This window comes from Streptomyces sp. Q6, assembly GCF_036967205.1.
In the GTDB taxonomy this organism is placed as follows: domain Bacteria; phylum Actinomycetota; class Actinomycetes; order Streptomycetales; family Streptomycetaceae; genus Streptomyces; species Streptomyces citrinus.
In genome coordinates this window covers 6,167,246-6,193,198 of record NZ_CP146022.1, presented here as the reverse complement: position 1 = coordinate 6,193,198, position 25,953 = coordinate 6,167,246, and the positions used below count along the sequence as shown (strand labels likewise).

At 69.9% G+C, this 25,953-nt stretch carries 28 protein-coding genes and 2 pseudogenes; 22 read left to right on the top strand and 8 right to left on the bottom strand.

Annotation, left to right across the window (positions count from 1 at the left end):
- Positions 1–98: 98 nt before the first annotated feature.
- Entirely contained in the window at positions 99–1,121 is a 1,023-nt protein-coding gene (locus V2W30_RS28895) for an aldo/keto reductase (protein WP_338701056.1), read from the top strand.
- A gap of 113 nt (positions 1,122–1,234) precedes the next feature.
- Here V2W30_RS28895 and V2W30_RS28890 read toward each other — a convergent pair whose 3' ends face one another.
- Together V2W30_RS28890 and V2W30_RS28885 are read right to left on the bottom strand one after the other, a co-directional pair.
- A complete protein-coding gene (locus V2W30_RS28890) occupies positions 1,235–1,723 on the bottom strand; it encodes a DUF1990 domain-containing protein (RefSeq protein WP_338701055.1) in 489 nt (162 codons plus the stop codon).
- Positions 1,720–3,171: a gamma-aminobutyraldehyde dehydrogenase gene (locus V2W30_RS28885; RefSeq protein WP_338701053.1), complete on the bottom strand. Its 1,452-nt coding sequence runs from the start codon at positions 3,169–3,171 to the stop codon at positions 1,720–1,722. Before V2W30_RS28885 ends, V2W30_RS28890 begins: the two co-directional genes overlap by 4 nt.
- Positions 3,172–3,335: 164 nt before the next feature.
- Here V2W30_RS28885 and V2W30_RS28880 point away from each other — a divergent pair, with 164 nt between their 5' ends.
- The 7 genes and pseudogenes from V2W30_RS28880 (at position 3,336) to V2W30_RS28850 (ending at position 10,080) form a co-directional block, all read left to right on the top strand.
- Complete coding sequence (locus V2W30_RS28880; protein ID WP_338701051.1) at positions 3,336–3,854, top strand: Lrp/AsnC family transcriptional regulator; 519 nt, start codon at positions 3,336–3,338, stop codon at positions 3,852–3,854.
- Entirely contained in the window at positions 3,839–5,218 is a 1,380-nt protein-coding gene (locus tag V2W30_RS28875) for an aspartate aminotransferase family protein (protein WP_338701049.1), read from the top strand. Before V2W30_RS28880 ends, V2W30_RS28875 begins: the two co-directional genes overlap by 16 nt.
- A 178-nt stretch (positions 5,219–5,396) precedes the next feature.
- Positions 5,397–6,086, top strand: a pseudogene (locus V2W30_RS28870) (ABC transporter ATP-binding protein); the annotation flags it as partial.
- A 257-nt stretch (positions 6,087–6,343) separates the two neighbouring features.
- A complete protein-coding gene (locus tag V2W30_RS28865; RefSeq protein WP_338701046.1) occupies positions 6,344–7,528 on the top strand; it encodes a hypothetical protein in 1,185 nt (394 codons plus the stop codon).
- 104 nt (positions 7,529–7,632) lie between these two features.
- Positions 7,633–8,040, top strand: coding sequence for a VOC family protein (locus tag V2W30_RS28860; RefSeq protein ID WP_338701045.1), 408 nt, complete (start codon positions 7,633–7,635; stop codon positions 8,038–8,040).
- A gap of 129 nt (positions 8,041–8,169) precedes the next feature.
- Positions 8,170–9,267, top strand: coding sequence for an LOG family protein (locus V2W30_RS28855; RefSeq protein WP_338703802.1), 1,098 nt, complete (start codon positions 8,170–8,172; stop codon positions 9,265–9,267).
- A gap of 189 nt (positions 9,268–9,456) precedes the next feature.
- Positions 9,457–10,080 (top strand): LAETG motif-containing sortase-dependent surface protein, encoded by a 624-nt coding sequence (locus tag V2W30_RS28850; protein WP_338701044.1) that lies wholly within the window; start codon positions 9,457–9,459, stop codon positions 10,078–10,080.
- Between the two features lie 55 nt (positions 10,081–10,135).
- Here the strand turns inward: V2W30_RS28850 and V2W30_RS28845 are convergent.
- The 4 genes and pseudogenes from V2W30_RS28845 to rlmN form a co-directional block, all read right to left on the bottom strand.
- Positions 10,136–11,161: pseudogene (locus V2W30_RS28845) on the bottom strand (ABC transporter ATP-binding protein); the annotation flags it as partial.
- Positions 11,161–12,840, bottom strand: a complete 1,680-nt coding sequence (locus V2W30_RS28840; RefSeq protein ID WP_338701043.1) for an iron ABC transporter permease — start codon at positions 12,838–12,840, stop codon at positions 11,161–11,163. The pseudogene V2W30_RS28845 and the gene V2W30_RS28840, both read right to left, overlap by 1 nt.
- Positions 12,816–13,895, bottom strand: a complete 1,080-nt coding sequence (locus V2W30_RS28835; protein WP_338703801.1) for a thiamine ABC transporter substrate-binding protein — start codon at positions 13,893–13,895, stop codon at positions 12,816–12,818. Before V2W30_RS28835 ends, V2W30_RS28840 begins: the two co-directional genes overlap by 25 nt.
- A gap of 223 nt (positions 13,896–14,118) precedes the next feature.
- A complete protein-coding gene (rlmN, locus tag V2W30_RS28830) occupies positions 14,119–15,225 on the bottom strand; it encodes a 23S rRNA (adenine(2503)-C(2))-methyltransferase RlmN (RefSeq protein WP_338701042.1) in 1,107 nt (368 codons plus the stop codon).
- Between the two features lie 219 nt (positions 15,226–15,444).
- On the opposite strand from rlmN, the gene V2W30_RS28825 reads away from it, so the two are divergent.
- On the top strand, positions 15,445–16,197 hold the full coding sequence (locus V2W30_RS28825; RefSeq protein WP_338701041.1) for a RelA/SpoT domain-containing protein: 753 nt from the start codon (positions 15,445–15,447) through the stop codon (positions 16,195–16,197).
- Positions 16,194–16,439, top strand: a complete 246-nt coding sequence (locus V2W30_RS28820) for a hypothetical protein (RefSeq protein ID WP_338701040.1) — start codon at positions 16,194–16,196, stop codon at positions 16,437–16,439. The genes V2W30_RS28825 and V2W30_RS28820 overlap by 4 nt, the downstream gene beginning before the upstream one ends.
- A 687-nt stretch (positions 16,440–17,126) precedes the next feature.
- On the opposite strand, the gene V2W30_RS28815 is transcribed toward V2W30_RS28820, so the two are convergent.
- On the bottom strand, positions 17,127–17,603 hold the full coding sequence (locus tag V2W30_RS28815; RefSeq protein ID WP_338703799.1) for an NUDIX hydrolase: 477 nt from the start codon (positions 17,601–17,603) through the stop codon (positions 17,127–17,129).
- A gap of 18 nt (positions 17,604–17,621) precedes the next feature.
- Here V2W30_RS28815 and V2W30_RS28810 point away from each other — a divergent pair, with 18 nt between their 5' ends.
- From V2W30_RS28810 to V2W30_RS28750, 12 genes are all read left to right on the top strand, one after another.
- Positions 17,622–18,401: a GntR family transcriptional regulator gene (locus tag V2W30_RS28810; RefSeq protein ID WP_338701039.1), complete on the top strand. Its 780-nt coding sequence runs from the start codon at positions 17,622–17,624 to the stop codon at positions 18,399–18,401.
- A 134-nt stretch (positions 18,402–18,535) separates the two neighbouring features.
- On the top strand, positions 18,536–18,868 hold the full coding sequence (locus V2W30_RS28805; RefSeq protein WP_338701037.1) for a hypothetical protein: 333 nt from the start codon (positions 18,536–18,538) through the stop codon (positions 18,866–18,868).
- Between the two features lie 3 nt (positions 18,869–18,871).
- Positions 18,872–20,209 (top strand): FtsK/SpoIIIE domain-containing protein, encoded by a 1,338-nt coding sequence (locus V2W30_RS28800; protein WP_338701035.1) that lies wholly within the window; start codon positions 18,872–18,874, stop codon positions 20,207–20,209.
- A 137-nt stretch (positions 20,210–20,346) separates the two neighbouring features.
- The gene (locus V2W30_RS28795) at positions 20,347–21,021 is read left to right on the top strand and encodes a DUF2637 domain-containing protein (RefSeq protein WP_338701033.1); all 675 of its coding nucleotides are present in this window, start codon (positions 20,347–20,349) and stop codon (positions 21,019–21,021) included.
- 19 nt (positions 21,022–21,040) lie between these two features.
- Positions 21,041–21,229, top strand: coding sequence for a mobile element transfer protein (locus V2W30_RS28790; RefSeq protein WP_338701031.1), 189 nt, complete (start codon positions 21,041–21,043; stop codon positions 21,227–21,229).
- Positions 21,230–21,238: 9 nt separating this feature from the next.
- On the top strand, positions 21,239–21,394 hold the full coding sequence (locus tag V2W30_RS28785) for a hypothetical protein (protein ID WP_338701029.1): 156 nt from the start codon (positions 21,239–21,241) through the stop codon (positions 21,392–21,394).
- Between the two features lie 25 nt (positions 21,395–21,419).
- Positions 21,420–21,740, top strand: coding sequence for a SpdD-like protein (locus V2W30_RS28780; protein ID WP_338701027.1), 321 nt, complete (start codon positions 21,420–21,422; stop codon positions 21,738–21,740).
- A 91-nt stretch (positions 21,741–21,831) separates the two neighbouring features.
- Complete coding sequence (locus tag V2W30_RS28775; RefSeq protein WP_338701025.1) at positions 21,832–22,014, top strand: hypothetical protein; 183 nt, start codon at positions 21,832–21,834, stop codon at positions 22,012–22,014.
- Between the two features lie 7 nt (positions 22,015–22,021).
- Positions 22,022–23,410 (top strand): replication initiator protein RepSA, encoded by a 1,389-nt coding sequence (gene repSA, locus V2W30_RS28770; RefSeq protein WP_338701023.1) that lies wholly within the window; start codon positions 22,022–22,024, stop codon positions 23,408–23,410.
- Positions 23,411–23,412: 2 nt separating this feature from the next.
- A complete protein-coding gene (locus tag V2W30_RS28765; RefSeq protein WP_338701022.1) occupies positions 23,413–23,610 on the top strand; it encodes a helix-turn-helix transcriptional regulator in 198 nt (65 codons plus the stop codon).
- Positions 23,610–24,872, top strand: coding sequence for a site-specific integrase (locus V2W30_RS28760; protein ID WP_338701021.1), 1,263 nt, complete (start codon positions 23,610–23,612; stop codon positions 24,870–24,872). The genes V2W30_RS28765 and V2W30_RS28760 overlap by 1 nt, the downstream gene beginning before the upstream one ends.
- A gap of 484 nt (positions 24,873–25,356) precedes the next feature.
- Positions 25,357–25,710, top strand: a complete 354-nt coding sequence (locus V2W30_RS28750) for a cyclic-phosphate processing receiver domain-containing protein (RefSeq protein WP_338701020.1) — start codon at positions 25,357–25,359, stop codon at positions 25,708–25,710.
- Positions 25,711–25,713: 3 nt separating this feature from the next.
- On the opposite strand, the gene V2W30_RS28745 is transcribed toward V2W30_RS28750, so the two are convergent.
- Positions 25,714–25,896 (bottom strand): hypothetical protein, encoded by a 183-nt coding sequence (locus V2W30_RS28745; protein WP_338701019.1) that lies wholly within the window; start codon positions 25,894–25,896, stop codon positions 25,714–25,716.
- Between the last annotated feature and the right edge of the window lie 57 nt (positions 25,897–25,953).

The window sequence follows — 25,953 nt, the reverse complement described above, 5'->3', positions numbered from 1 at the left end:
TTCCCCCCTCTCGGCTGTGCCTGTCGGGGGGTGGTGCCCAGGGCGCACAGTCGTCCCGTCAGCACGACAACGACCATCGAGAGCAAGGACGTACGACGATGACGACTGTCAACAACAGCGGACTGCCCCGTCGCGAGCTCGGCACCACCGGCATGGAGCTGTCCACGATCGGCCTCGGCAGCTGGGCCTTCGGCGGCGAGGGGTGGCGCTTCTCGTGGGGCGGCCAGGACGACGCCCGCTCGATCGCGGTGGTGCACGCCGCCGTGGAGGCCGGCGTCAACTGGATCGACACGGCCGCCGTGTACGGACTCGGCCACTCGGAGGAGGTCGTCGGCAAGGCGATCGCCCAACTCCCGCAGGAACAGCGGCCGTTCGTGTTCACCAAGGTGGGCCTGGTGTGGGACCCGCGGGACCCGGAGCAGGCGCCGCGCCGCATCATGCGGCCGGACAGCGTCCGCCGCGAGCTGGAGGACTCGCTGCGCCGGCTGGGCGTCGAGGCCATCGACCTCTACCAGGTGCACTGGCCGGACACGGGCGCCGCGCTGAACTGGGACGAGAACGGCGCGGACGCGGCAACTCCCGCCCATGTCACGCCCCTTGAGGAGTACTGGCAGACGATGGCCGACCTGAAGAAGGAGGGCAAGGTCCGCGCCATCGGCCTGTCGAACCACGACCCGGCGCAGCTCGCCGCGGCCGCCGCGGTCGCGCCGGTCGACGCGATCCAGCCGCCGCTGTCGCTGGTCAACCGCGCGGCGGTGCCGGAGATCAACTGGGCGGCGGACCACGGCACGGGCGTGATCGCGTACCAGCCGCTGCACTCCGGTCTGCTGTCCGGCACGTTCACCCGGGAGCGGGCCGCGCAGCTCGACGCCGGTGACTGGCGGCGCACCCACCCGGACTTCACCCGGGACCTGGACCGCAACCTGGAGATCGTGGAGCGGCTGCGCACGGTCGCCGGGCGGCACGGGGTCACGGTCGGCTCCGTCGCCCTGGCGTGGGCGCTCGCGCAGCGCGGGGTGACGGGGGTGATCGCGGGGGCGCGCGGCCCGGAGCAACTGGCCGACTGGGCGCGGGCCGCTCACCTCGAACTGACCGCGGAGGACCTGGCCCACCTGGGGTGAGCCGCGATCAGGCGCGCGCAAGGGCGGCCTCGACGAGGAGGCCGCCCACATCCCCACCCGGCCAGGCCCGCACGCGCCCGCCGTGCGCGGCGGCCAGGGCGACGACGGCCGTACTAGACCTCGATGGCCTTCAAGTACCGCCGCGTCACCCACAGTTGAACACCCCGGGCGACCGGCCCGCCCAGGCGCGCGTACCAGCGCCCCGGCCGCGAGAACGCCCGGATCCGGAAGAACACCGAACCGTCGGCGTCCCGCTCGACGAGGAACGCCTCCTCGCCGCACTCCGGGTGCCCGCGCAGGGTCCCGTACGCGAATCCGATCCGTTCCTCGGAGCGCACCACCCGCACCACGCGGCAGGGGATCCGCAGCCACAGGAACCGCAGTTCCACGTCCGCGCCCTCGCGGACGTCGTCGCCCGGCGTCACGCGCAGTCCGGCGCCGCGCTGGGCACCCCATGAGAGAACCGCCGCGCCCGCCCGCTCGAAGCACTCGTGCCCCGAGCCGAGACGGACGCGACGGTCCAGGTGGGCGTACCCCGCGGGCAGCCGGCCGTCGGCCGGGCCCGTCAGGGTCGCGCCCACCTCCTCGTAGGTGAGACTCACGCGTCCAGCGACGTCATGACGTGCTTGATGCGGGTGTAGTCGTCGAAGCCGTAGCCCGACAGGTCCTTGCCGTAGCCCGACTTCTTGAAGCCGCCGTGCGGCATCTCGGCCACCAACGGGATGTGGGTGTTGATCCACACACAGCCGAAGTCGAGGACCTTGGACATGCGCATCGCGCGCGAGTGGTCCTTGGTCCACACCGACGACGCGAGCGCGTAGTCGACGCCGTTGGCCCACTCGACGGCCTGCGCCTCGTCCGTGAAGGACTGGACGGTGATGACGGGGCCGAAGACCTCGTTCTGGATGATCTCGTCGTCCTGCTTGAGGCCCGAGACGACGGTCGGGGCGTAGAAGTAGCCCTTCTCGCCGACGCGGTGGCCACCGGCCTCGACCTTGGCGTGGGCGGGCAGGCGCTCGATGAACCCGGTGACCTGCTTCAGCTGGTTCGGGTTGTTGAGCGGGCCGTAGAGCACGTCCTCGTCGTCCGGCTGCCCGGTCTTCGTGTCCGCGGCGGCCTTGGCGAGCGCGGCCACGAACTCGTCGTGGATCGACTCCTGGACGAGGACGCGCGTGGCGGCCGTGCAGTCCTGTCCGGCGTTGAAGAAGCCCGCGAGCGAGATGTCCTCGACGGCCTTGGCGATGTCGGTGTCCTCGAAGACGACGACCGGCGCCTTGCCGCCCAGCTCCAGGTGGACCCGCTTGAGGTCCTTCGACGCCGACTCGGCGACGGACATGCCGGCGCGCACGGAGCCGGTGATGGAGGCCATCGCCGGGGTCGGGTGCTCGACCATCATGCGGCCCGTGTCGCGGTCGCCGCACACGACGTTGAAGACGCCCTTGGGCACGATCGAGCCGATGATCTCGGCGATCAGGACCGTGGACGCGGGGGTCGTGTCCGAGGGCTTCAGGACGACCGTGTTGCCCGCGGCGAGGGCCGGGGCGAACTTCCACACGGCCATCATCATCGGGTAGTTCCACGGCGCGACCTGCGCGCAGACGCCGATCGGCTCGCGGCGGATGATGGAGGTCAGGCCCTCCATGTACTCGCCCGCGGAGCGCCCTTCGAGCATCCGGGCCGCACCGGCGAAGAACCGGATCTGGTCGACCATCGGCGGGATCTCTTCGCTCCGCGTCAGGCCGATCGGCTTGCCCGTGTTCTCGACCTCGGCGGCGATGAGCTCCTCGGCCCGCTCCTCGAACGCGTCCGCGATCTTGAGGAGGGCCTTCTGGCGCTCGGCCGGCGTCAGGTCGCGCCAGGCCGGGAACGCGGCCTCGGCGGCGGCCATGGCCGCGTCGATGTCGGCCTGCCCGGACAGCGGCGCGGTCGCGTAGGCCTCGCCCGTGGCGGGGTTGACCACCTCCGTGGTCCGTCCGTCGGCGGCGTCCCGGAACTCACCGGCAACGTAGTTCCGTAGCGTACGCAGCCGTCCCAGCTCACTGGTGCTCACTGCCGGCCCTCCTGTTCGACTGTCCAAAGCTTGAGACACCCACCCTAGTCCGTACACCGACGTTTTCGACACCCCCCACCCCCCACGAACTACGGAATCCGTGAGTATCGAGCCCGTAAACAACGAATTTCATCGATCCAGGGTTGCGGAACAGACGAGTCCTCGTGCACAGTGAGGTCGTGGCCAGTCGCAGCGCAGACCCCAAGGGACCCAGTTCGAGGAACGGCGGGGGCACCCCGTCGCTCGACGCCGTCTCCCTCGCCATCATCGAGCAGCTCCAGGAGGACGGCAGGCGCCCGTACGCCGCCATCGGAAAGGCCGTCGGCCTGTCCGAGGCAGCCGTGCGCCAGCGCGTCCAGAAACTGCTCGACCAGGGCGTCATGCAGATCGTCGCCGTCACGGACCCGCTCACCGTGGGCTTCCGCAGGCAGGCGATGGTCGGCATCAACGTCGAAGGCGACCTGGATCCCGTGGCGGATGCGCTGACGGCCATGCCGGAGTGCGAGTACGTCGTGATGACGGCGGGCTCGTTCGACCTGATGGTGGAGGTCGTCTGCGAGGACGACGACCACCTTCTGGACGTCATCAACAAACGCATCCGGGCCCTTCCCGGAGTGCGCTCCACCGAGAGCTTCGTCTACCTCAAGCTCAAGAAGCAGACCTACATGTGGGGAACCCGATAGCCGTGAGCAAGGACCTCAGCCGAACCGCGTACGACCACCTGTGGATGCACTTCACCCGCATGTCGTCGTACGAGAACGCGCCCGTTCCCACCATCGTGCGTGGCGAGGGCACCTACATCTACGACGACAAGGGCCAGAAGTACCTCGACGGCCTCTCCGGCCTGTTCGTGGTCCAGGCCGGACACGGCCGCCAGGAGCTCGCCGAGGTCGCCGCCAAGCAGGCCGCCGAGCTGGCCTTCTTCCCCGTGTGGTCGTACGCCCACCCCAAGGCCGTGGAGCTGGCCGAGCGCCTGGCCCACTACGCCCCGGGCGACCTCAACAAGGTCTTCTTCACCACCGGTGGCGGCGAGGCCGTCGAGACCGCGTGGAAGCTGGCGAAGCAGTACCACAAGCTCACCGGCAACCACACGAAGTACAAGGTCATCTCCCGCGCGGTCGCCTACCACGGCACCCCGCAGGGCGCCCTGTCCATCACCGGCCTGCCGGCCCTCAAGGCCCCCTTCGAGCCGCTCGTCCCGGGCGCGCACAAGGTGCCGAACACGAACATCTACCGCGCCCCGATCCACGGCGACGACCCGGAGGCCTTCGGCCGCTGGGCCGCCGACCAGATCGAGCAGGAGATCCTCTTCGAGGGCCCCGAGACGGTCGCGGCCGTCTTCCTCGAGCCGGTGCAGAACGCCGGCGGCTGCTTCCCGCCGCCGCCCGGCTACTTCCAGCGCGTGCGCGAGATCTGCGACAAGTACGACGTGCTGCTCGTCTCCGACGAGGTCATCTGCGCCTTCGGCCGCCTCGGCACCATGTTCGCCTGTGACAAGTTCGGCTACATCCCGGACATCATCACCTGCGCCAAGGGCATGACGTCCGGCTACTCCCCGATCGGCGCGGCCATCGTGTCCGACCGCATCGCGGAGCCGTTCTACAAGGGCGACAACACCTTCCTGCACGGCTACACCTTCGGTGGCCACCCGGTGTCGGCCGCCGTCGGTATCGCCAACCTCGACCTGTTCGAGCGCGAGGGCCTCAACCAGCACGTCCTCGACAACGAGGCCAACTTCCTCCAGACGCTCCAGAAGCTGCACGACCTGCCGATCGTCGGTGACGTCCGCGGCAACGGCTTCTTCTACGGCATCGAGCTCGTCAAGGACAAGGCCACCAAGGAGTCCTTCACGGACGAGGAGTCGGAGCGCGTGCTCTACGGCTTCGTCTCCAAGAAGCTCTTCGAGTACGGCCTGTACTGCCGTGCCGACGACCGTGGCGACCCGGTGATCCAGCTCTCCCCGCCGCTGATCTCGGACCAGTCCACGTTCGACGAGATCGAGGGGATCATCCGCCAGGTCCTCACGGAGGCCTGGACCAAGATCTGAGCCCCACCGCGGTGAACGACGGCCCGGTTACGCCCATCCGAGTGAGATGGGCGTAACCGGGCCGCGTCTTTTCTCCGGCCCCCGCCCGCGCGTACCTACCGTGCCCAGTGACCGATCGGCCCCGCCTTCGTTCCCCCGATAGGGGGAAAGGCAACTGATCTGAACCGAGGTGTACGCCATGGTGGCCCCGCCGGACAACGACGTGCTCTGGGCACGCGCCCTGCACTTCTCCCACAGCGGCTCGCCCGCGCTCACCGGCATCTCGCTCGGTGTCCGCGAGGGCGAGATCCTCGCCGTCACGGGCCCGCGCGGCGCCGGCAAGACGACGCTCCTGAAATGCCTGTCGGGTCAACTCCTGCCTCACCAGGGCGAGGTGTGGTTCAACAGCACGCCCGTGCACACCATGGGCCCGATCGTGCGCGAGCGTCTGCGCCGCGACCGGTTCGGCTGGATCGACCCCGAACCCGCCCTCGTCCCCGAACTGAACGTGTGGGAGAACGCGGCCCTTCCGCTGATGCTGCGCGGCACCGGGCGCCGCCCCGCCAAGACCGCCGCCCACGAGTGGCTCGACCGGCTCGACGTCGGCCACCTCGCCCGCAAGCGCCCGCACGCCCTCGTCATGGCCGAGCGGCAGCGCGTCGCCATCGCCCGCGCCCTCGTGCACGCCCCCGACGTGGTGTTCGCCGACGAACCGACCGCGACCCTGCACCGCGCCGACCGCGCGCACGTGCTGCGCACCCTGACCGCCGCGGCCCGCTCGCACGCCATCACCGTGGTGCTGGCCACGCACGACGCCGAGGTCAGCGCGCTCGCGGACCGCTCGGTGTCGCTCCTGGACGGCCGCCGGGTCAATACGGTGCACCTGCCGGCGGGGCTCCCGGATCCGGCCGGCGCTGCCGGATCCGCTGCCTCCCCCGCCTCTTCTGGCTCCTCAGGTTCCGCTCCCTCATCGGGCTCTTCTGGCTCCTCCGGCTCCTCCGATTCCTCGGGTGCCACTGGTCACTCAGGTCAGTCCGGCCTGTCGGGTCACTCGGGCCAGTCGGGTCACTCTGGACAGCCGGGTCACTCTGGCCCCACCGGCCCCACCGGCCCCACCGGAGCCACCGGCACGGAAGGCCGGGCCGCGTGCTCGCTCTCCGTCTAGCCCGCGGCGCCCACCCGCTCGTCCAGGTCCGCAGACTCCTGGTGGCCGCCGCCTCGGCCGGCACCGGATTCCTGCTGCTGTGCACGCTCGGCTACGCGATGGGCCACCCCGAAGCCGCCGCCGACGCCGTGCTCCGGCTCGCCTGGTGCGTCGCGCCGCTCGCCGCCACCGTGTACTTCGCGGTCGCCGTCGCCCGCTCCGACCCGGGGACCAAGCCGCGCGCGGGCCTGTCCGCCGTGGGTCTCGGCCCCGCCCGCCTCACGCTCCTCGCCGCGATCTCCACGGCCATCGCCTGCACGCTCGGCTCGATGCTGGCGCTGCTCTTCTTCCTGCACCTGCGGGGCGATCTGTCGGGGCTCCCGTTCGACGGCGCGGCCCGCGGACTTCTCGCCGCCGACGAACCGCTGCCGCTGGCCGCCGCGCTCACTCTGCTGACCTTCGTGCCGGTCACGGCGTCCGCCGCCAGCGCCCTCACCCTGCGCCCGCGGACCGCCAGGCCGGGCAAGCCCGACGAAGCGCGGGCACCCGCGCAGGAGGGAGAGCCGGCCGCCCCGCCGACCGGACTGCCGTGGGGCGTCGCCCTGCTCGCCGTCGGACTCGCCGTGGAGACCTACGCCTCGCACGCGCCCGGCACCGCGGGACCGCCCATGCCGGGCGGCCTCGGCGGCAGTCCCAGCGGGGTGCTCGCCGGGTGGGCGCTGACCGCGTTCGGCCTGGCGCTCGCCGGACCCGGACTCACGTACCAGTGCGGGCGTGCTCTCCAGGCCATCCGTCCGGGAGCCGTACGACTGCTCGCGGGGCGCGTCCTCCAGGAGGAGGCGCGGCGCATCGGACGCCCGCTCGGCGTGGTCTGCGCCGTGGCGTCGGGGGCGTACGCGGCCAGCGTCCTGTACGAGCGCGGCGGCAAATCGGCGCCCGACCTCGGCCCGCTCTCCACGCTCGGCGCGATCCTCGTGGTCGGCTGTGCCGTCGCCACGCTGATCACCGCCGTCGTGGAGGCCCGCCAGGCCCGCAGGCACACGACGGCCGCGCTGCTGCGACTCGGTGCCCCCGCCTCCATGCTGCGCGGCTCCGCGGCCCTGCGCGCGGGCGCCCTGCTCGCCGTGTTTGGGCCGCTGACCTGGGCCGTAGCAGAACTTTCGGCGATTCCGCTGACCGGCCGATGAGTTTTGCCGCCGCCCCCCGTCTAACTCTGCGTACGGCACGACAGCGACTCATCGCGACCCATCCAAGCTGACGTCAGCAGCAGAAGAAGAAGGCGACGGACTCCATGTACCAGCAGATGATCTTCCCGAACCTGGCCGTGAACGACCTGGCCGCCGCCACCAAGTTCTTCACCGAGCTGGGGTACGAGCGCAACGCCCAGTTCTCGGACGACACCTGCACCTCCGTCGTGATCAGCGAGCAGATCGTGATCATGCTGCTCACGAAGGAGAAGTACGCGGGGTTCACGAAGAAGGCGATCGTCGACTCGACGACGAGCAGCGAGGTGCTGCTGTGTCTGAGCGCCGAGAGCCGCGAGAAGGTCGACGAGCTCGTCGACCGGGCGATCGCCGCCGGTGGCACCGAGACCGGCGAGAAGCAGGACCACGGATTCATGTACGGCCGCGCCTTCGACGACCTGGACGGCCACACCTTCGAGGTCATGTGGATGGACCCGTCGGTCGTCGAGGGCTGAGCGACATCCGTCCGCGGGGCGGTGCTTAGCATGGGGCGGGTGCACCCGAATCCTTCGCAGTCATCCGCCCCGCAGCCGTCCGCCGAGTCCGCCCCGACCGCTCTTCCCGGCGCCGCCGCCGACCGTGAGATCGAGACGCTCGACGAGTTCGACGCCGTCCTCGCCGAGGACGGCACCCTCGCCGGACACCGTGTCCAGGCCGTCGACCTGACGGACCGTACGCACCGGCTGCTCGCCGCCGAGGTCACGGGCGCCATATTCCTCGGCTGTCCCATGGAAGAGGAGGCGGCCGCGCAGGTCAGGGCCCGCGGCGCGCTCGTCTTCCCGCCGGTCCCCGGCCTCCCCTTCGACCCGTACCGGGGGCAGCTGTACACCCCGGACGAGCTCTTCGAGGGCCTGTCCACGCCGGACGGCTACGCGGCGACGCCGGACTCCCGCGCGTACGCCTGGTTCCAGCGGACCAAGGCCGACGGAGACGTGTTCGCGTCGATGCTGCGCGCCGTCCACGACGACTCGATCTCCGACGCGCTCGACGAACTCCTCGCCGGGGCGCGGGTGGTGGGCGTCATGGGCGGTCACGCGATGGCGCGCGGCACGGACGCGTACGCCGGTGCCGCACGGCTCGGCCGGACGCTCGCGCGCTCCGGTTTCACCGTCGCGACGGGCGGCGGTCCGGGCGCGATGGAGGCCGCGAACCTGGGCGCGTACGCGGCACCGCACGACGACACGATGCTGACCGAGGCGCTCCAACTCCTCGCGAAGGCACCGTCGTTCACGCCGTCGATCGGCGACTGGGCGGGCGCCGCCTTCGAGGTGCGCGGCCGGTGGCCGGGCGGTGGCGGCTCGGTCGGCATCCCGACCTGGTTCTACGGGCACGAGCCGCCGAACGCGTTCGCGGCGCACCTCGCCAAGTACTTCGCGAACGCCACCCGCGAGGACGGCCTGCTGGCCCGCTCCAACGCCGGCGTGATCTTCCTGCCGGGCGCCGCGGGCACCGTTCAGGAGATCTTCGACAACGCCACGCCCAACTACTACGAGTCGCGCGGCGAACCGACCCCGATGGTCCTCGTCGACCGCGCGCACTGGACCGAACGGCTGCCCACCTGGCCGCTGTTGAAGGCGCTGGCCCGCGATCGCGCGATGGAGTCGCGGATCGCGCTCGTCGACACGGTGGAGGAGGCGGCGGACGCTCTCGCGCACATCGGGTCAAGCAACAGTCAAGACTGAACCCTTTGCCCCGTCCGCGTATTGACGCTGCGTCACGGGCGCTTGTAAACGTGAGGGGACCGTGAGGGTGCTGAGGCAGGAGCCCGTGTGCTCCCTCACCGCACCCCCCATCATCTGCACTTGATCCCGTGAAGGACAACCGTGTCCGTAACCCCCCGTATATCCGCACGCGCCACCCGTTTCGCCGGTGTGGCGGCCGCCGCGACGGCGCTCACCCTGGGTGTCGCCGGTTCCGCGTCGGCGTGCAACATCAGCGAGTTCACCGCCGCCGCCACCTGCACCGGTGAGCAGGGCGTCATCACCGTCACCGACAAGGACCCCTCGGGCGCCAAGGCGACCGTCGAGGTCTACCTCCAGTCCGGCGGCTCGGAGAAGCTCGTCGGCACGAAGGACGTGGAGGGCACCCGCGAGGGCGTCACTGTCACGTTCCAGGAGAACTGGCAGCCGAAGGCCACGTACCGCGTGCACGTGAAGGCCAACGGCGGCCAGGTCGACGACGACATCAAGCCGAACCTGACGACGCCCGACAAGGGCTGCGCCACGACGACCGCGACCCCGTCGCCGTCGTCCCCGGCGCCGAGCACCTCGGCCCCGTCCGCGAAGCCGACCCCGTCGGCCTCCGCGTCCACGTCCGCGGCCGCCCCGGCCCCGGCGCCCTCCAACTCGGCCTCCCCGGCCGGTGGTTCGGACCTCGCCGAGACGGGTGCGAACTCCAACACCGGTCTCTTCGCCGGCATCGCGGCGGCGCTCGTCGTCGCGGGCGGCGGCGTGGTGTTCGCGCTCCGCAAGCGCGGCGGGACGGCCAAGGGCTAGTCGGCCGGATCACCCGTGAGGGCGGGCCGCACCGTACGGTGCGGCCCGCCCTTTCCAGGACCACGATCTCCGCCGCGTCGAAGGCGACGCCGACCTCGGCGCCCGGCTCCGGCGCGTCCCGCAGCGCGCACGCCGCTTCGAGGCGGGGCGCGTCACGCGGCTGCAACTGGAGCGCCACGTGCGTCCCGCGGAACGTGCGGGCGGCGACCGTGCAGGTCACCTGGGCGTCGGCGGCATCGACGAGCCGTACGCCCGCGGGCCGTACGAGGATCTCGCCCGGCCCCTGCGGCGACCCGGCCGGCACCGGCACCTTGCCCCAGGGCGTGGAGGCGACAGCCCCGGTGACCGTCGCCTCCACGACGTTGTCGAACCCGAGGAACCGGGCCACGAACGCGTCCGCAGGGTGCTGCCAGACCTCAAGAGGGGTGCCGGACTGGGCGATGCGGCCGTCACGCATGACGACGACCCGGTCGGCGAGCGCGAAAGCCTCGCCCTGATCGTGCGTGACGGCGAGGACGGTCGTGCCCAACTCGCCGAAGAGCTCCCGCAGTTCCACGACGAGACGCTCACGCAGCGACCGGTCGAGCTGCCCGAGCGGCTCGTCCAGCATCAGCAGCCGGGGCCGCGGCGCGAGCGCGCGGGCGAGCGCGACGCGCTGCTGCTCCCCGCCGGAGAGCGCGGCGACAGCCCGCCGCTCGGCGCCGGGAAGCCCGACGAGGCTGAGCAACTCCCCTACGCGCACCGCCTGTTCGGCCCGTGAGGCGCCGTGCATGCGCAGCCCGAACGCGACGTTCCCGCCCACGTCCCGCTGCGGGAACAGCTGATGGTCCTGGAACATCAGGCCCACGCCCCGCTTGTGCGCGGGCACCCGCGCCTGGTCGCGGCCGTCGAGGACCACCCGCCCGCCGTCCAGCCCCTGGAGTCCGGCGACGGCCCGCAGCAGGGTGGACTTGCCGCTGCCGCTGGGGCCGAGGACGCACACGATCTCGTGCTCGGCGACCTCCAGGTCCACGGCGTCGAGCACGGCGCGGCCACCGAACCGTACGGTCGCGTCGTCGAGTGCGAGCATGGGCGTCGCCATCAGAACTCCCCGGTCGTGGCCCGCGCGGGCCGAATCCGTTCCAGTACCAGCAGCGACGCCGCGCACACGACCATGAGGACGGTCGAGAGGGCCATCGCCTGCCCGTAGTTGAGGTCACCGGCCCGTCCGAGCAGCCGCGCCACGGCGACCGGAAGGGTCGGGTTGTCGGGCCGCGCGATGAACACGGTCGCCCCGAACTCGCCGAGCGACACGGCGAAGGCGAACCCGGCCGCGACCAGCAGTGCCCGGCGCACCAGCGGCAGATCGACCTCCCGCCAGGCCCGCGGCGGAGACGCCCCGAGCACGGCGGCGGCCTCGCGCAGGCGTCCGTCGACGGCGCGCAGGACGGGCAGCATGGTCCGTACGACGAAGGACACGCCCACCAGCGCCTGCGCGAGCGGCACCAGGATCCACGAGGCCCGCAGATCGAGCGGCGGCTCGTCGAGGGTGATCAGGAACCCGAACCCGACGGTCACCGCGGACACCCCGAGCGGCAGCATCAGCAGCGCGTCGAAACCGCGCACGAGCCGCCCCGCCCGCCGGGTGAGGGCGGCGGCGGCGAGGCCGCCGATCAGCAGCGCGAGGGCGGTGGCGGCGAGCGCGTACTCCAGGGAGTTCCCGACCGCGTCGATCGGCGGTACGAGGAAGGTGCCGCCGTCGGCCGAGGTCAGCGCCCGGTAGTAGGCGAACCCGTACCCGCCCGGGGCGTCGAGCGAGCGCTCCACGAGCACGCCGAGGGGCAGCACGATCAGCAGCGCGACGCTCGCCAGCACCCCGCCGAGCAGGGCCCATTGACCGGCTCCGCGCGGGCGTCGGGCGGTGTGCGCGGCGTCGACCAGCCGCAGCGCGCTCTCCCTGCGCCGCACGGTCCAGGCGTGCACGGCGAGGATCAGGCCCACGGCGAGGAACTGCACGATGGTCAGCACAGCGGCGGTCGACAGATCGAAGATCTGCGCGGTCTGCCGGTAGATCTCGACCTCCAGGGTCGAGAAGCCGGGCCCGCCGAGGATCTGCACGACGCCGAACGACGTGAACGTGAAGAGGAACACCATGAGCGCGGCGGCGGCGACGGCCGGGCCGAGCGCGGGCAGCGTCACCGTCCGCCAGGCGGCGAAGCGGGAAGCGCCGAGCATCCGCGCGGCCTCCTCCTGCCGGGGGTCGAGCTGCGACCACAGCCCGCCCACGGTCCGTACGACGACCGCGTAGTTGAAGAAGACGTGCGCGAGCAGGATCGCCCAGACCGTGGTGTCCAGGCGCACGCCCCACAGTTCGTCGAGCAGGCCGCCGTTCCCGAGCATGGCCAGGAACGCCGTGCCGACCACGACGGTCGGCAGCACGAACGGCACGGTCACGACGGCCCGCAGCACCTGCTTGCCCGGAAAGTCGAACCGGGCGAAGACGTACGCCCCCGGCAGCGCGATCAGCAGCGTGAGCGCGGTCGACGCGAGCGCCTGCCACACCGTGAACCACAGCACGTGCCGGATGTCCGACTGCCCGAGGACGTCCAGGATCCGCCCGAACTCCCAGGCGCCGTCGACGTGCAGCCCGCGCTCGACGATCGCGGCGACGGGGTACGCGAAGAAGACACCGAAGAACGCGACGGGCAGGACCATCAGGCCGAGCCGGGCCGCGCTCCCCGTACGCGCCTTGGTGACTACTTGAGAACGAGCGAGGTCCACGACTTCACCCAGTCGTCACGGTGGTCCGCGATCGTGCGCGGGCTCATGGTCTCGGGGTCGTCGACCTTGACGGCGTACTTGGTGTAGTCGGCGGGCGCGGTGGCGTTCTGCGTCACCGGGTCGACGAACATGTTGAGCGGCATGTCCTCCTGGAACTCCTTGGAGATCAGGAAGTCGAGGAGTGCCTGGCCGCCCTCGGTGTTCTTCGCCCCGTCGAGCAGGCCCGCGAACTCGATCTGCCGGAAGCACGTGCCGGTCGCGACGCCGACGGGCGACGTCTTGGGCTGCGGGTCGGAGTAGATGGCCTCGGCGGGCGGCGAGGAGGCGTACGAGACGACGAGCGGCCGCTCGCCACCCGCCTTCTTGCCGCCGGCGCTGCCGCTGAACTCCTCGTTGTAGGCCTGGTCCCAGCCGTCGACGACCTTCACGCCGTTGGCCTTGAGCTTCTTCCAGTAGCCCTGCCACCCGTCGTCGCCGTACTTCGCGACGCTGCCGAGCAGGAAGCCGAGGCCGGGCGAGGACGTGGACGCGTTCTCGGTGACGAGCAGGTTCTTGTACGCCGGCTCGGCCAGATCGGCGAAGGAGGCGGGCGGCGTCAGGTCGTGCTCGGCGAAGTACTTCTTGTCGTAGTTGACGCAGAGGGAACCGGTGTCGATGGGCGTGACCCGGTTCTTCGCGGCATCGAGCTGGTACTCGCTCTTCACCCGGTCGAGGCCCTTGGCCTTGTACGAGGTGAAGATCCCGTTGTCGAGCGCCCGCGAGAGCAGGGTGTTGTCGACGCCGAAGAAGACGTCGCCCTGCGGGTTGCCCTTGGACAGCACGGCCTTGTTGACGGCCTCGCCGGCGTCGCCGTCCTTGAGCACCTTGACCTGGTACCCGGACCGCTTCTCGAAGTCCTTCAGGACGTTCTTCGAGACCGCCCACGAGTCATGGCTGACGAGGGTGACGGTCCGGGAGTCCGCGGCCGCGTTCCCCGAGTCGTCGGACGACCCGCACGCGGACAGTGCGACGAGTCCGAGACCAGCGGCCACGGCGACGTACGCCTTACGGCTCACGTTCTTGCTCACTTGAATTCCTCCTGGGCATGACCAGGAAGAGACGCGGCCCTGCCCGAAGTCCGCGAACGGTCTTCGGGCAGGGCGCAACAGCTTGAGTGGTGTCCGAACTTCCTACCCAGAATGACCTGGGCAAGGTTCAGAGGGTCTGCGGTCGCTACCGCACTCTCAGCGCTGTGGCGCTCCCCTGTCGGAATATGCAGATGTGATGACGATGGCCAGGCTACCGCTCGGTGGCGGCGAGCTGTCCACAGGCCCCGTCGATCTCCTGCCCACGGGTGTCCCGGACGGTCACCGGCACGCCGTGCGCGGCGATGGCCTCGACGAACGCCTTCTCGTCCTCGGGCCGCGAGGCGGTCCACTTCGACCCGGGGGTCGGGTTCAACGGGATCAGGTTCACGTGCACGGGCTTGCCGCGGAGCAACCGCCCGAGCCGGTCACCGCGCCAGGCCTGGTCGTTGATGTCGCGGATGAGCGCGTACTCGATGGACAGCCGGCGCCCGGACTTGGCGGCGTACTCCCACCCGGCGTCGAGCACCTCCCGCACCTTCCACCGCGTGTTGACCGGTACGAGGGTGTCGCGCAGCTCGTCGTCGGGGGCGTGCAGCGAGATGGCGAGGCGGCACTTGAAGCCCTCGTCGGCGAACCGGTTGATGGCGGGCACCAGCCCGACCGTCGACACGGTGATACCGCGCTGGCTGAGCCCGAGCCCGTCCGGCTCGGGGTCGGTGAGCGCGCGGATGGACTGCACGACCCGCTTGTAGTTGGCGAGCGGCTCGCCCATCCCCATGAACACGATGTTGCTGAGCCGCGCGGGCCCGCCGGGGATCTCGCCGTCCCGCAGGGCGCGCATCCCGTCCACGATCTGGTGCACGATCTCACCGGTCGACAGGTTCCGGTCGAGACCGGCCTGCCCGGTGGCACAGAACGGACAGTTCATCCCGCACCCGGCCTGCGACGAGATGCACATCGTCACCCGGTCCGGGTACCGCATGAGCACCGACTCGACGAGCGTCCCGTCGAACAGACGCCACAGGGTCTTCCGGGTGGTGTCCTGGTCGGTCGACAGATGCCGCACGACGGTCATCAGCTCGGGAAGCAGCGCCTCCCGCAGCTTCTCGCGCGACCCGGCGGGAATGTCGGTCCACTCCGCGGGGTCGTGCGCGTACCGCGCGAAGTAGTGCTGCGACAGCTGCTTGGCGCGAAACGGCTTCTCACCGATCGCGGCAACGGCTTCCTTCCGCTCAGCAGGCGAAAGATCAGCAAGGTGCCGCGGCGGCTTCTTGGCTCCGCGGGGGGCAACGAAAGTAAGTTCTCCGGGCTTAGGCATGGCTGTACCAGTGTCGCAGACGAACGGGCGTGACCTGGGGTCGTCGCGCAGGACCCCTGTCACTGGCGGTCGCCGTTGGTCGCTGTTGAGCGGCCTTGGACGGCCCAGGGACGGCCCAGCTAGCTGCCGCTGCATCGACTCACAGAAACCCCGTCCCAAGGCTGTCTCTGTTTCTGTGCCACCAAAATGATTGCTCCCAACTATCTTGATGCGATGCAAATGTCGAAGTCGGCGGTGCAGAAGCTGGGGAAGCGGCTTGAGGTGCCAGGCCAGGCCTCAGAGGAGGCGCTCACGCTCCTAGAGGACTGGCTCGTCGACTACGACGAGCTGCTGTCTGCTGCTCGTGGCGTAGTGGACGAACTCTGCGACACCCTTGAGTGGCCTCTAGGCGTCACGCACCGGCTCAAGACGACGGACACTCTCGTCCAGAAGTTGCAGCGCGCCAAGGAGAAGGGCGCGAGTACAAATCTGGCGCGCATCCAGGACATCGCCGGCATTCGAGTGTCTGGAGCGGTCACACTCGAAGAACAAGATCAACTTCGAGACTGGATCATCGACCGCTTCGAGAGGCAAGGACACAGCTGCTCAACGAAGGACCGACGCATTGAACCGGTGGTCGGGTATCGAGCCGTCCATGTGATCGTCTCGCTCGACGGCCGTTATGTTGAGGTGCAGTTGCGCACGATGGGGCAGGACCTTTGGGCCAACGTCTTCGAGCGCATCGCCGACATCTTCGGCCGCGGCATCCGTTACGGCGAACCACCGGAGTCTGGCGGACAGGCTGTGGCAGATGTCATCGAATCGATGGAAGCCATCTCAGCTAGACTGTACGAGCTGGAGTGTATGGCGTACGCGGAAGAGGGCTCCAAGAGCGATCGAGACGCTACGATGAACGCCCAGCAACCACTACTCGCCAAGTTGCACGAGGTCCTGGGGTACACGGAAGAGATCAAGGGAAGGCTCTCAACATGACGGCACTGAAGCACTTCCTCCTCGTGTACAACCGCCACACCGGCGAAACGGATGTGCGGCGAGAGTTTGCTTCTTCCGAGGGTCGCGACGCACTTCGGGCGCGCTTCCAGCTTGAGCGAGAGCTTCGCGGCCACGACGACACAGAGATCGTCGTCCTAACGGGCATCTCATTGGCCAGCCTCCGCAAAACGCACTCGCGATACTTCGGTGACGCGACCCGTCGCAGGCTCGCAGCCGCCTGACCTGGCCACTCTTAGCCGGACTCTGAATTTTTCACGGAGCGTAACAGCGCCTGGTTCACGCGATGGCCGGGCGGGCTACGCTCCGTCGCTATGCTGACCTTCGGTCACGGAGCGTAGCCCGCCCGGCCATCGCGTGAAGGCGTCCTGGTGAATTCATTACTAGGGCATTGCCAAGTTTTTACACAATGCGGCGACGCGCGCCCATCCGCCTTAGCCACACTCCTCACCTCAGAGGCTCCCATCCCGTCCGCCGTCGACCCACACGTCTGTGGAGCGGGCGTGGTTCATGGCGTCCAGGTGGAGCGCGCCACTGTACGAACGACCTGGACGCCATGGGCCGCGTCTGCTCGGCTCCGCCTGGGTCGACGGTGGACGGGATGGGAGCCCACCACGCTCGCCACGATGTGCCCGCGGCCGAGAACGGCGCCCCCTCCCACCCGGTGCCGGCCGATCCCCCGCCGGAGGCATCGTCTGTGACCATGGGCCGCGAGCGTGTCGGGTGCTCGACTCATGTCCTCCGGGCCTATCCACTGTGGGCGGGCGTCGGCGCAGCCGGGGCGGAGCGGGCCGAAGGCAGGAGCGGCGCCCCGAGCGGAGCCGGGAAGCCCGCCCGGCGGAGCGGAGCGCAGCCGGGTGCTTGATGAGGTAGAGAAACTTGTAACAGCTCTCCGGCTCCGGGCAGTTGGACTAGTTGCCTGACTGGTCGGTGAGGTTGCGTCCGTCATGGGTTCGGATGTGGGGAGCCGTGTCGTCGGTGAGAGCATCTGCGATGCGGACGCTGTAGGCCTCGCTCATCGCGGCCATGGCTTCGTCCGGGGCAAGCCAGGTCACTGCGGTCGATTCGTCAGAGAGCTGTTCGTGCCCACCGTCCGGACGGCACCGGAAGACCATGGCGACGACCCCGATCGTCATGTTCTTGTACACGCCCGTGAGCCGATCGACGCGCACCTTGATCCCGGTCTCTTCGTAGACCTCGCGGCACACCCCATCCTCGATGGCCTCGTCCCGCTCCAACACCCCACCCGGCGGCTCCCACCGCCCGTTGTCGGCACGACGGATCACCAGCACGCGCCCGTCCTCGCGCACAACAACCCCCGCCACGGATACAGAGTGGAGAGGCGTTGACGGCTTCTGGCGGTCGCTGTTACTCATGTACAGGAGAATAGGAGAGACTGTAGGACTATGGCGAGTGACAGCGTGGCGTCTTCAGCGAAGGCGAAGTACCTACAGATTGCGGACGACCTGGCCGCTCAGATCCAAGCGGGCACGCTTGAACCTGGGTCTCCTGTGCCTAGCGAATCGGACTTGATGGCTCGATACGGAGTCGCGTCCGGCACCGTGCGCAAGGCCGTGGCCGAGCTCCGCGCTACTCAGTTGATCGAGACCCACCACGGGCGCGGTTCCTTCGTGCGCTCGCGCCCGCCAGTGCAGCGGAAGTCTTCCGATCGCTTCCGTAGGGCCCACCGGAAGGCCGGGAAGGCTGCTTATCTCGCCGAGGCGGAGCGGTCGGGCGGAGTGCCGTCGGTGAACGTGTTGTTCGTCGGGCCGGTTGATGCACCGGCGGAAATCGCTGAGCGGCTCGAAGTGCCGGCGGGCTCGAAGGTCCTCGCCCGCAAGCGTCGTTACTTCCGGGATGGCGTTCCTACCGAAGAAGCGACCTCCTACCTGCCGTGGGACGTGGTGAAGGACATCCCCGAGATGTTCGCCGACAACCCCGGAGGCGGCGGCATCTACGCCCGGCTGGAGGAGCACGGCCACCTGCTTGCCGAGTTCGTCGAGACCGTCAGCGCTCGCCTCGCGACGAAGGCCGAGGGCTCCGCCTTGGCTCTGAGCCCGGGAGCACCCGTGATTCACCTTGTCCGGAACGCGATCACGGACGGAGATCGGGTAGTGGAGGTCTGCGACACGATCATGGCCGCTGACCAGTTCGTTTTGGACTATCGCTTCGCCGCGCGGGACTGACAGCCGAACCATATTTCGGCCAACTCCAAGCGCGGCAACCCTGCTTGCTTGACTCATGTACATGAGTTGGGCACTCTTCTACTCATAACTCCTGTACATGAGTGCAGGAGAAAAGCTCGTATAGAGGAGACGCAATGCCGTCCTTCAAGATCGACCTTCAGACCGCTGTTGTGTTCGTGGCGACCGCGCCGGAGCCGAAGCTCATCAACAAGAAGACCGGTGAGCGGGCCATGGACCGGGACAACCCGAGCGTGGCGCTGTCGACGGTGGGCCTGCTGGTCTCGGACGAGGGAGAGGGCAACCTCTACCAGGTGACCGTGCCGGAGACGGGCATCCCCGAGGGCCTCGCGCCGGGCACGCCGGTCCGGGTTACCGGGCTCAAGGCCCGCGACTGGGAGAACACCTTCAACGGCGAGAAGCGGCACGGCATCTCGTTCCGCGCGATCGCGATCACGTCGGGGGTCTGAGCCGTGGCTGACCTGGCCGTGTGGTTCGAGGCGTCGGGCGCCATAGCGGGCGCCGGAGGCGTCACCTACGCCAAGTACAAGGCTCCGCGCCTCTACTGGGCGGCCGTGGGCCTTCCGATGACCTGGGGCCGGTTCGCTTTCTCCTACCGGAACACGATGGATGTGTGCGGGCTGACCGTGCAGCCGTCGGGACTGCGGGCGTTCATGTCCCGCCGGGTCGCCCGCCACGAGGTTCGGCCGGTGGCTCCCAAGATCCGCCGCGTGCGGGGCACGTCGACTGGGCTTCGGGTCACGCTGCGGCTTCCCGCCGGTCTGGAGCCCGCCGACCTGGCCGCCGCCTCCGAGCGACTGCGGCACGCCTGGGGCGTCCACTCGGTCCACGTGATCGCCAAGAAGCCGGGCTATGTCGAACTGCGGATGACCGGGCACGACCTGCTGCACCGGGTACAGATGCCGAAGAAGACGGCCCCGCTCGATCTGGTGGTGCCAGTCGCGCTCCGGGACGACGGTACGGCGTATGTGCGGGACTACCGCGAGATCCCGCACGCGCTGACCCTCGGCGCGAACCAGTCGGGGAAGTCCATGTACCAGCGCAACCTGATCAAGGGCCTCGCTCAACTGCCCGTCGCCCTGGTCGGGATGGACTGCAAGCGCGGGGTCGAGCAGTCCCGCTACGCCCCCCGCCTGTCCGCGCTGGCGACCAACCCCGACGACGCCGCTTCGCTGGTCGACGTGCTGGTGGCGGAGATGGAAGACCGCTTCGACCTGCTGGCCAAGCACGGCGTCTCAGACCTGTGGGAACTGCCCGAGGAACTGCGCCCGGCGCCGGTCGTGGTCCTGGTCGACGAGATCGCGGAACTCTTCCTGACATCCTCCAAGAAGGACGAGGAACGCCGCGAGCGCATCGTCACCGGCCTGATCCGCCTTGCCCAGCTCTCCCGCGCGGTCGGCATCTACCTGGAGATCTGCGGGCAGCGCTTCGGCTCCGAACTCGGCAAGGGTGCCACCATGCTCCGGGCCCAGCTCACCGGCCGCGTGGTGCACCGCGTCAACGACAAGCAGACGGCAGAGATGGGTCTGAACGACGTGGCCCCGGAGTCCGTCCCGGCCGCGTGCACGATCCCCGCCGACCGGCCCGGGCAGGCCGTTGCCGCCGACGCCTCCGGCGGCTGGGGTCGCATCCGAACCCCGTACACCTCGGTCGACGAAACCGTGGCCGCTTGCCGCGAGTTCGCCCACCTGATCCCGGACCTTCCGGCCCTGGCGCCCTTCCGGCCGGCCGTTTCGGTCCCGGCGCCGACGATCCCGCCCATGCCGACGACGGCACCCGCGTTCCCCTGACACTCCCCGCTCTCCGGTCGGCGCGACCGCCTCGCGCCAGGTCCCTACCCCACCCATGCCTGAATCCGCCGAAGCCGGGCGGCCGGAGCACTGCTCCCCGCCCCGCTCGGCCCCACCCCTGCTAGGAGGTGATGACGGTGAACCGCTCGATCCGCCTGGACGCCGTACTCATCCAAGCCGTGATCGCCGGAGCCCTGTCCTTCTCCCACCTGCACGACCTGGCCGACGCCGCCGGACAGTCCGGCTGGAAGGCCTGGGCCTACCCGATCAGCGTCGACCTGCTCCTCGTCGCGGCCTGGCGCCGCCTGCGCACAAGCCGCCGCGACCGCGCCGCCTGGGCCTGGTTCGTGATCGCCCTGTTCGCCTCACTCGGCGCGAACATCGCCACCGCCGGACTCCTCGACCTGGCCAACGTCCCGGCCTGGCTGCGGATCGTCGTCGCCGGATGGCCCGCGCTCGCCTTCCTCGGCGGCACGCTCCTGGTCCACACCCCGACCGAGACCACCCCGGCCCCAGTGCCTGCCGCGCCGGAGCCGACCGAAGAGGTGCCCGCGGTCGACCTGCACCGCACCGACAGCACACCCGAACTCCCCGAACCGGCCGCCCAGGAACTCCCGGCTGCCGAACCGGCCCAGGAGCCCGCGCCCCTCCCGGCGAGCGTTCCGCCGGCACTCCTGGACCACGCCCGCAAGCTCGCCGACCACCACCGCGCGACCACCGGCAGTCCGCTCCCGGTCGCCAACCTGCGAGCCCAGCTCGGGCTTCCCGCGCCGGTCGTCGAATCGATCGCCGCCCACCTCCAACTTGCCTGACCAGAAAGGACGTCCCGATATGACCGCATACCGGCGCTTCCGCAACGTACAGAAGATCGGCCCCGTCCAGGTCGCCACCTTCTTCGACGGGCGCGGCCGCGAGCGCCACGCCGCCGCCTGCACCGCGCCCCGCTGTGACTTCTCCACGGAGTACGACAACCGCTCCGCCGCCGAACTCGCCGCCCGTACCCACCGCTGCACCGCCTAGGAGACCGCCGTGGACGTCCCGCTCTGGCTCGCTCTGATCGTCGTCGGATGGCTCGGGATCAAGCTCACCCGCCCGCCGATCTGGCTTGTGGTCCTGCTCCTGCTCGGCGGCTACCTGATCGCCGACAGCTTCCTCGGCCCCGCCGTCGGCTCCCTCATCAACTGACCTGCCCCGGAAGGGAGTACCGCCCGTGTTCACCCCGAAGATCCCGGTCAACGACCAGCCCACCGGCCAGATCATCCCGCTCGGCACCACGGCCGTGGACGGTCACCAGCACGCCCCGGCCGCCTGCTCCTGCCAGCACCCTGCCCCGGCCGCGACCAACCGGCCCACCGTGCAACTCACCCCCGGCTCGATCGCGCTGCTCGTCGGCGGCGGCACTGCGGCCGTGCTCGTTGTCGGCACCGTGCTGGTCTCCATGCTCCTCGCGGTCGCCATCACCGCCGGGTCGCTCGCGCTCGTCGCGCTCGTCGTCCGCTCGCTCATCAACAGCGAGATCAAGAACCGCTGACCGGCCCCGGAGCGGCCTCTACCGCCAAGTTTCGTCCGCTCCGGAGCCGTGACTCCTGCCCGAACCAACAGATCCGGAAGGAACATCCATCATGGCCCAGCCCACCCCTGCCCGCGCACGCATCTGCGCCGACTGCGACGGCTTCCCCGCCGTCGCGATCACCACCGGCCTCCGCAACCGCGACGGCTCCCGCCAGATCCTCACCGCCACCTGCCGCACCTGCAACGGCCACGGCCACACCACCCGCGCCGCCCTCGCACGCGCGGGCCGGTGACCTGCCGATGACCGACTCCGCCGCCATGGCGGGCCTGGACCCGGCCACCCTCGCCGACGTGCTGAGGGTCGCCGGGTCCCCGGGCTTCGACCGCATCCAAGACCAGATCCGCCGGACCGGCGGCTGCACCGACCCCATCCACCTCCAGGGCGCCACCGTCACCCGCGACCGCACCACCGGCCAGGTCCTCTACAGCTACTCGACCGACACCGAGCCCGGCGGACGGCTCCGGGTCGCCTGCGGCAACCGCCGTGCCTCGCGCTGCCCGTCCTGCGCCTGGACCTACGCGGGCGACACCTACCACCTGATCCGCGCCGGACTCGTCGGCGACCCCGACAAGGGCACCCCACGCACCCTGCGCGAGCACCCCCGCGTCTTCGCCACGCTCACCGCCCCGAGCTTCGGCCCCGTGCACAACCGGCCCGGCACCCGCCCGTGCCGCTGCGGCATCCGGCACCTGGAAGACGCAGCCGAGTTGGGCACGCCCCTCGACCCGGACACCTACGACTACGCGGGCTCGGTGCTCTGGAACAACCACGCCTCCGACCTGTGGCGCTACTTCACGATCTACCTCCGCCGCGAGATCGCCGCCCGCGCCGGACTCACCCAGAAGGCGGCAAAGGAACAGTCCCGGCTCTCCTTCGGCAAGGTCGCCGAGTACCAGAAGCGTGGCGCGATCCACTTTCACGCCGTGATCCGCTTCGACGGCCCGGACGGTCCCGACTCCCCTCCCCCGCACTGGGCCACGCTCTCGCTCCTGACCGACGCGATCCGCGCTGCAGCTGCTCGCGTCCGCGTCGACTTGGACGCCTCCGGCGACCACCCCGCCCGCGTCTTCGGCTGGGGCGACCGGCTCGACGTCCAGCCCATCAAAGCCTTCGGCGACGGCTCCGAAATCACCGAACAGGCCGTCGCCTCCTACGTGGCCAAGTACGCCACTAAAGCCGCCGAGACCACCGGCACCGTCGACCGCCGCATCGGCAACAAGGAGGCCTTGGTCCTCCTCGACGTGCCCGACCACCCACGCCGCCTGATCGAGGCCTGTCTCGACCTGCACGCCTCCTACCCGGACCGCAAGCTCCGCGACTGGGCCCACATGCTCGGCTTCCGCGGCCACTTCTCCACCAAGTCCCGCCGCTTCTCCACCACCCTCGGCGCCCTCCGCCAAGTCCGCGCCGACTACCGCGCCGCCCAGCACCGCGCAGCCCTCGGCTTGCCCGACCCGGACGAGATCCCCGAGGAGACCACGCTCACGCTCGCCCACTGGGCCTACGCCGGACATGGCCACACCCCGGGTGAGTCCTGGCTCGCCTCCAACATCCGGCGTGACCTCCAACTGAACCGCGAGACAGCACGCGAGGCACTTGCAGACCTGGCAGACGAGAAGGAGTGGTGACGATGCAGCACGCCTTGCCCGACCGCTACATGACCCCTGTTGACGTCGCCGAACTCCTGGGCGTCTCGGTCGAGACCGTCTACCAGTGGCGGCGCAAGCGCACGGGTCCGAAGGGATTCCGCGTCGGCCGGCACCTTCGTTTCGACCCCGCCGACGTCCGCGCCTGGGTCGGTTCCCTCATGGAAGGAGCCGCCGCCTGATGGCCGGACACATCCAAGACCGCTGGTTCAAGGTCGAGCCCGGCCCGGACGGCAAGCCCGTCAAGGTCAAGAGCGACCGCTACGGCGTCGGTCTCCGCTATCGCGCCCGCTACATCGGGCCGGACGGATCCGAGAAGTCCAAGAGCTTTCCGGACCGGCAGAAGCGGCTCGCGGAGCAATGGCTGATCGACATTGCTTCGGACATGTCGCGTGGCAACTACGTCGATCCTCGCGCCGCTCGGATCACCTTCAAGAAGTACGCCGAGAAGTGGCTCACGGCGCATACCGCTGACGTGTCGAGCCAGATCGTCACGGAGCAGCGGCTTCGACTGCACGCGTTCCCGGTGATCGGGACACGCCCGCTGGACTCGTTCCGCCCCGAGCACATCCGCCAGCTCACCAGCGCCCTGGAGGCCAACCCGGCAGTGAGCGGCGCCTACGCGCGCAACATCTACGGCGACGTTCGTGCCGTGCTGAGCGCAGCCGTGGACGACGGTCTCCTCTCCCGGAACCCGTGCTCTGCGAAGTCCGTCCGCCCGCCGACTGCTGAGCGACGGCGCGTCGTTCCATGGCTGCCCACGCAGGTGCAGGCCGTTCGCGCAGCGCTCCCCCAGCGCTACCGGACCATGGTGGACACGGGCGCCGGGTGCGGCCTCCGCCAGGGCGAGATCGTCGGGCTTGCTGAAGAAGCGATCGACTTCGAGGGCGGCACCCTTCGCGTGGTCCGTCAGGTGAAGCTCATCCGGGGCAAGGCCGTGTTCGCCCCGCCGAAGTGCGGCAAGGAGCGAGACGTCCCGCTGCCTTCGTACGTCGCTGAGGCGCTGCGCATCCACATGGACACCTTCAAGCCGGTTGAGATCACGCTTCCGTGGCGGAAGCCGGACGGCCCGAAAGTGACGGCCCGTCTCCTGTTCACGAACTCCGCGGGCGGGATCGTGTGGCGCAGCAACTTCAACGTGCAGGACTGGAAGCCCGCTCTCGCGCTCGCTGGCCTCATCCCGCACGCCGGGCCCGACGGCAAGTACGAGTCGGCACGCGAGCACGGCATGCACGCGTTGAGGCACTTCTACGCGTCCGTCCTCCTGGACGCCGGGGAGAGCATCAAGGCCGTAAGCCAGTACCTCGGACACACCGACCCGGCGCTGACGCTGCGGGTGTACGCCCACCTGATGCCGTCGAGCCAGGAGCGGACCAGGAACGCCGTGGACCGGGTGTTCCTGCCACCGCCTCCCGAGCCTGACGGCCCAGAGACGGCCCCATAAGCCAAAACAGGCCCCTGATCCGCGCCAAACGCGCAGGCCGGGGGCCTTTTTGGTGCCGGATCACTGCCAGTTCTCCGGGCTTAGGCATGGCTGTACCAGTGTCGCAGACGAACGGGCATGCCCTGGAGTCGTCCCCGTTGCCCCCTGTCACTGGCGGCCTCAGCGGCGGCGCCAGTGACGCGTCAGTTCGCAGCGGTGTCGTCCCCCCGCCTGCCCAGTGGCCTCGCCTGCGCCCGTCTCAGCCACGCCCGTCTTCTCGCGCGTCTTGGGCAGCAGCTCCGCCTTCTTGTCGGCCGCGAGCTGGCGGTCGAGGTTGCGGTGCGTCGTTCTGTCACTCGGCGCGCGACTGCTTCCTACGCTGCCCGCCGCCCTGGCCCACGGGGGGTGATGTTCTTGCTGTCGGTCACGGGTTTTCCCGGCGGCGATGTGAAGTGATCCACGGACGTGACCGGTCCCCGAGGAAACCTGCCGCCACAATGGTCGGGTGACAGAAGACCCGCCGACGCGAGCGCCCGTCATCCTCGGCATAGACGACCTCCGACCGCTGCCCTGGACCACACGAATCGCGCGCAGCAGCGGGGAAGGAATCAAGCTCCTGCAAGAGCATCGCGACAGCTTCATCGACGAACTCTGGCTCGACCACGACCTCGGCGGCGACGACAGCATCCTGCCCGTGGTGACCCTTATGGAAGAAGCCGCGTTCAACGAGCGGCCCTTCCGGATCGGCACAGTCTTCGTGCACAGCGCCAACCCCATCGGCTCCGAGACCGTAGTCCGGTCGCTCACGCACTGGGGCTACTCGGTTCGGCGGGCGACGGCCCAGGAGGCCCGCCGCTGACCCTCAGCTGAGGATGCCGGCGACCACGGCCACCACGTTCGCCCCGTACTGCTTCCAACGGTGCGTGCCGCGACAGTACCGCCGCACCCGGCGCCGCCCGCCCTGGTCGATGAGTACCTGGCACCACTTGCACGGCAGGTCACCGGTGTACGTGCCGTCCTTCTCGATCCGAGCTCGCTCCCCCATGACAGGGACCCTAAGCGAACGGGCCCCCGCCCAAAGGACGAAGGCCCGTAAAGCTCG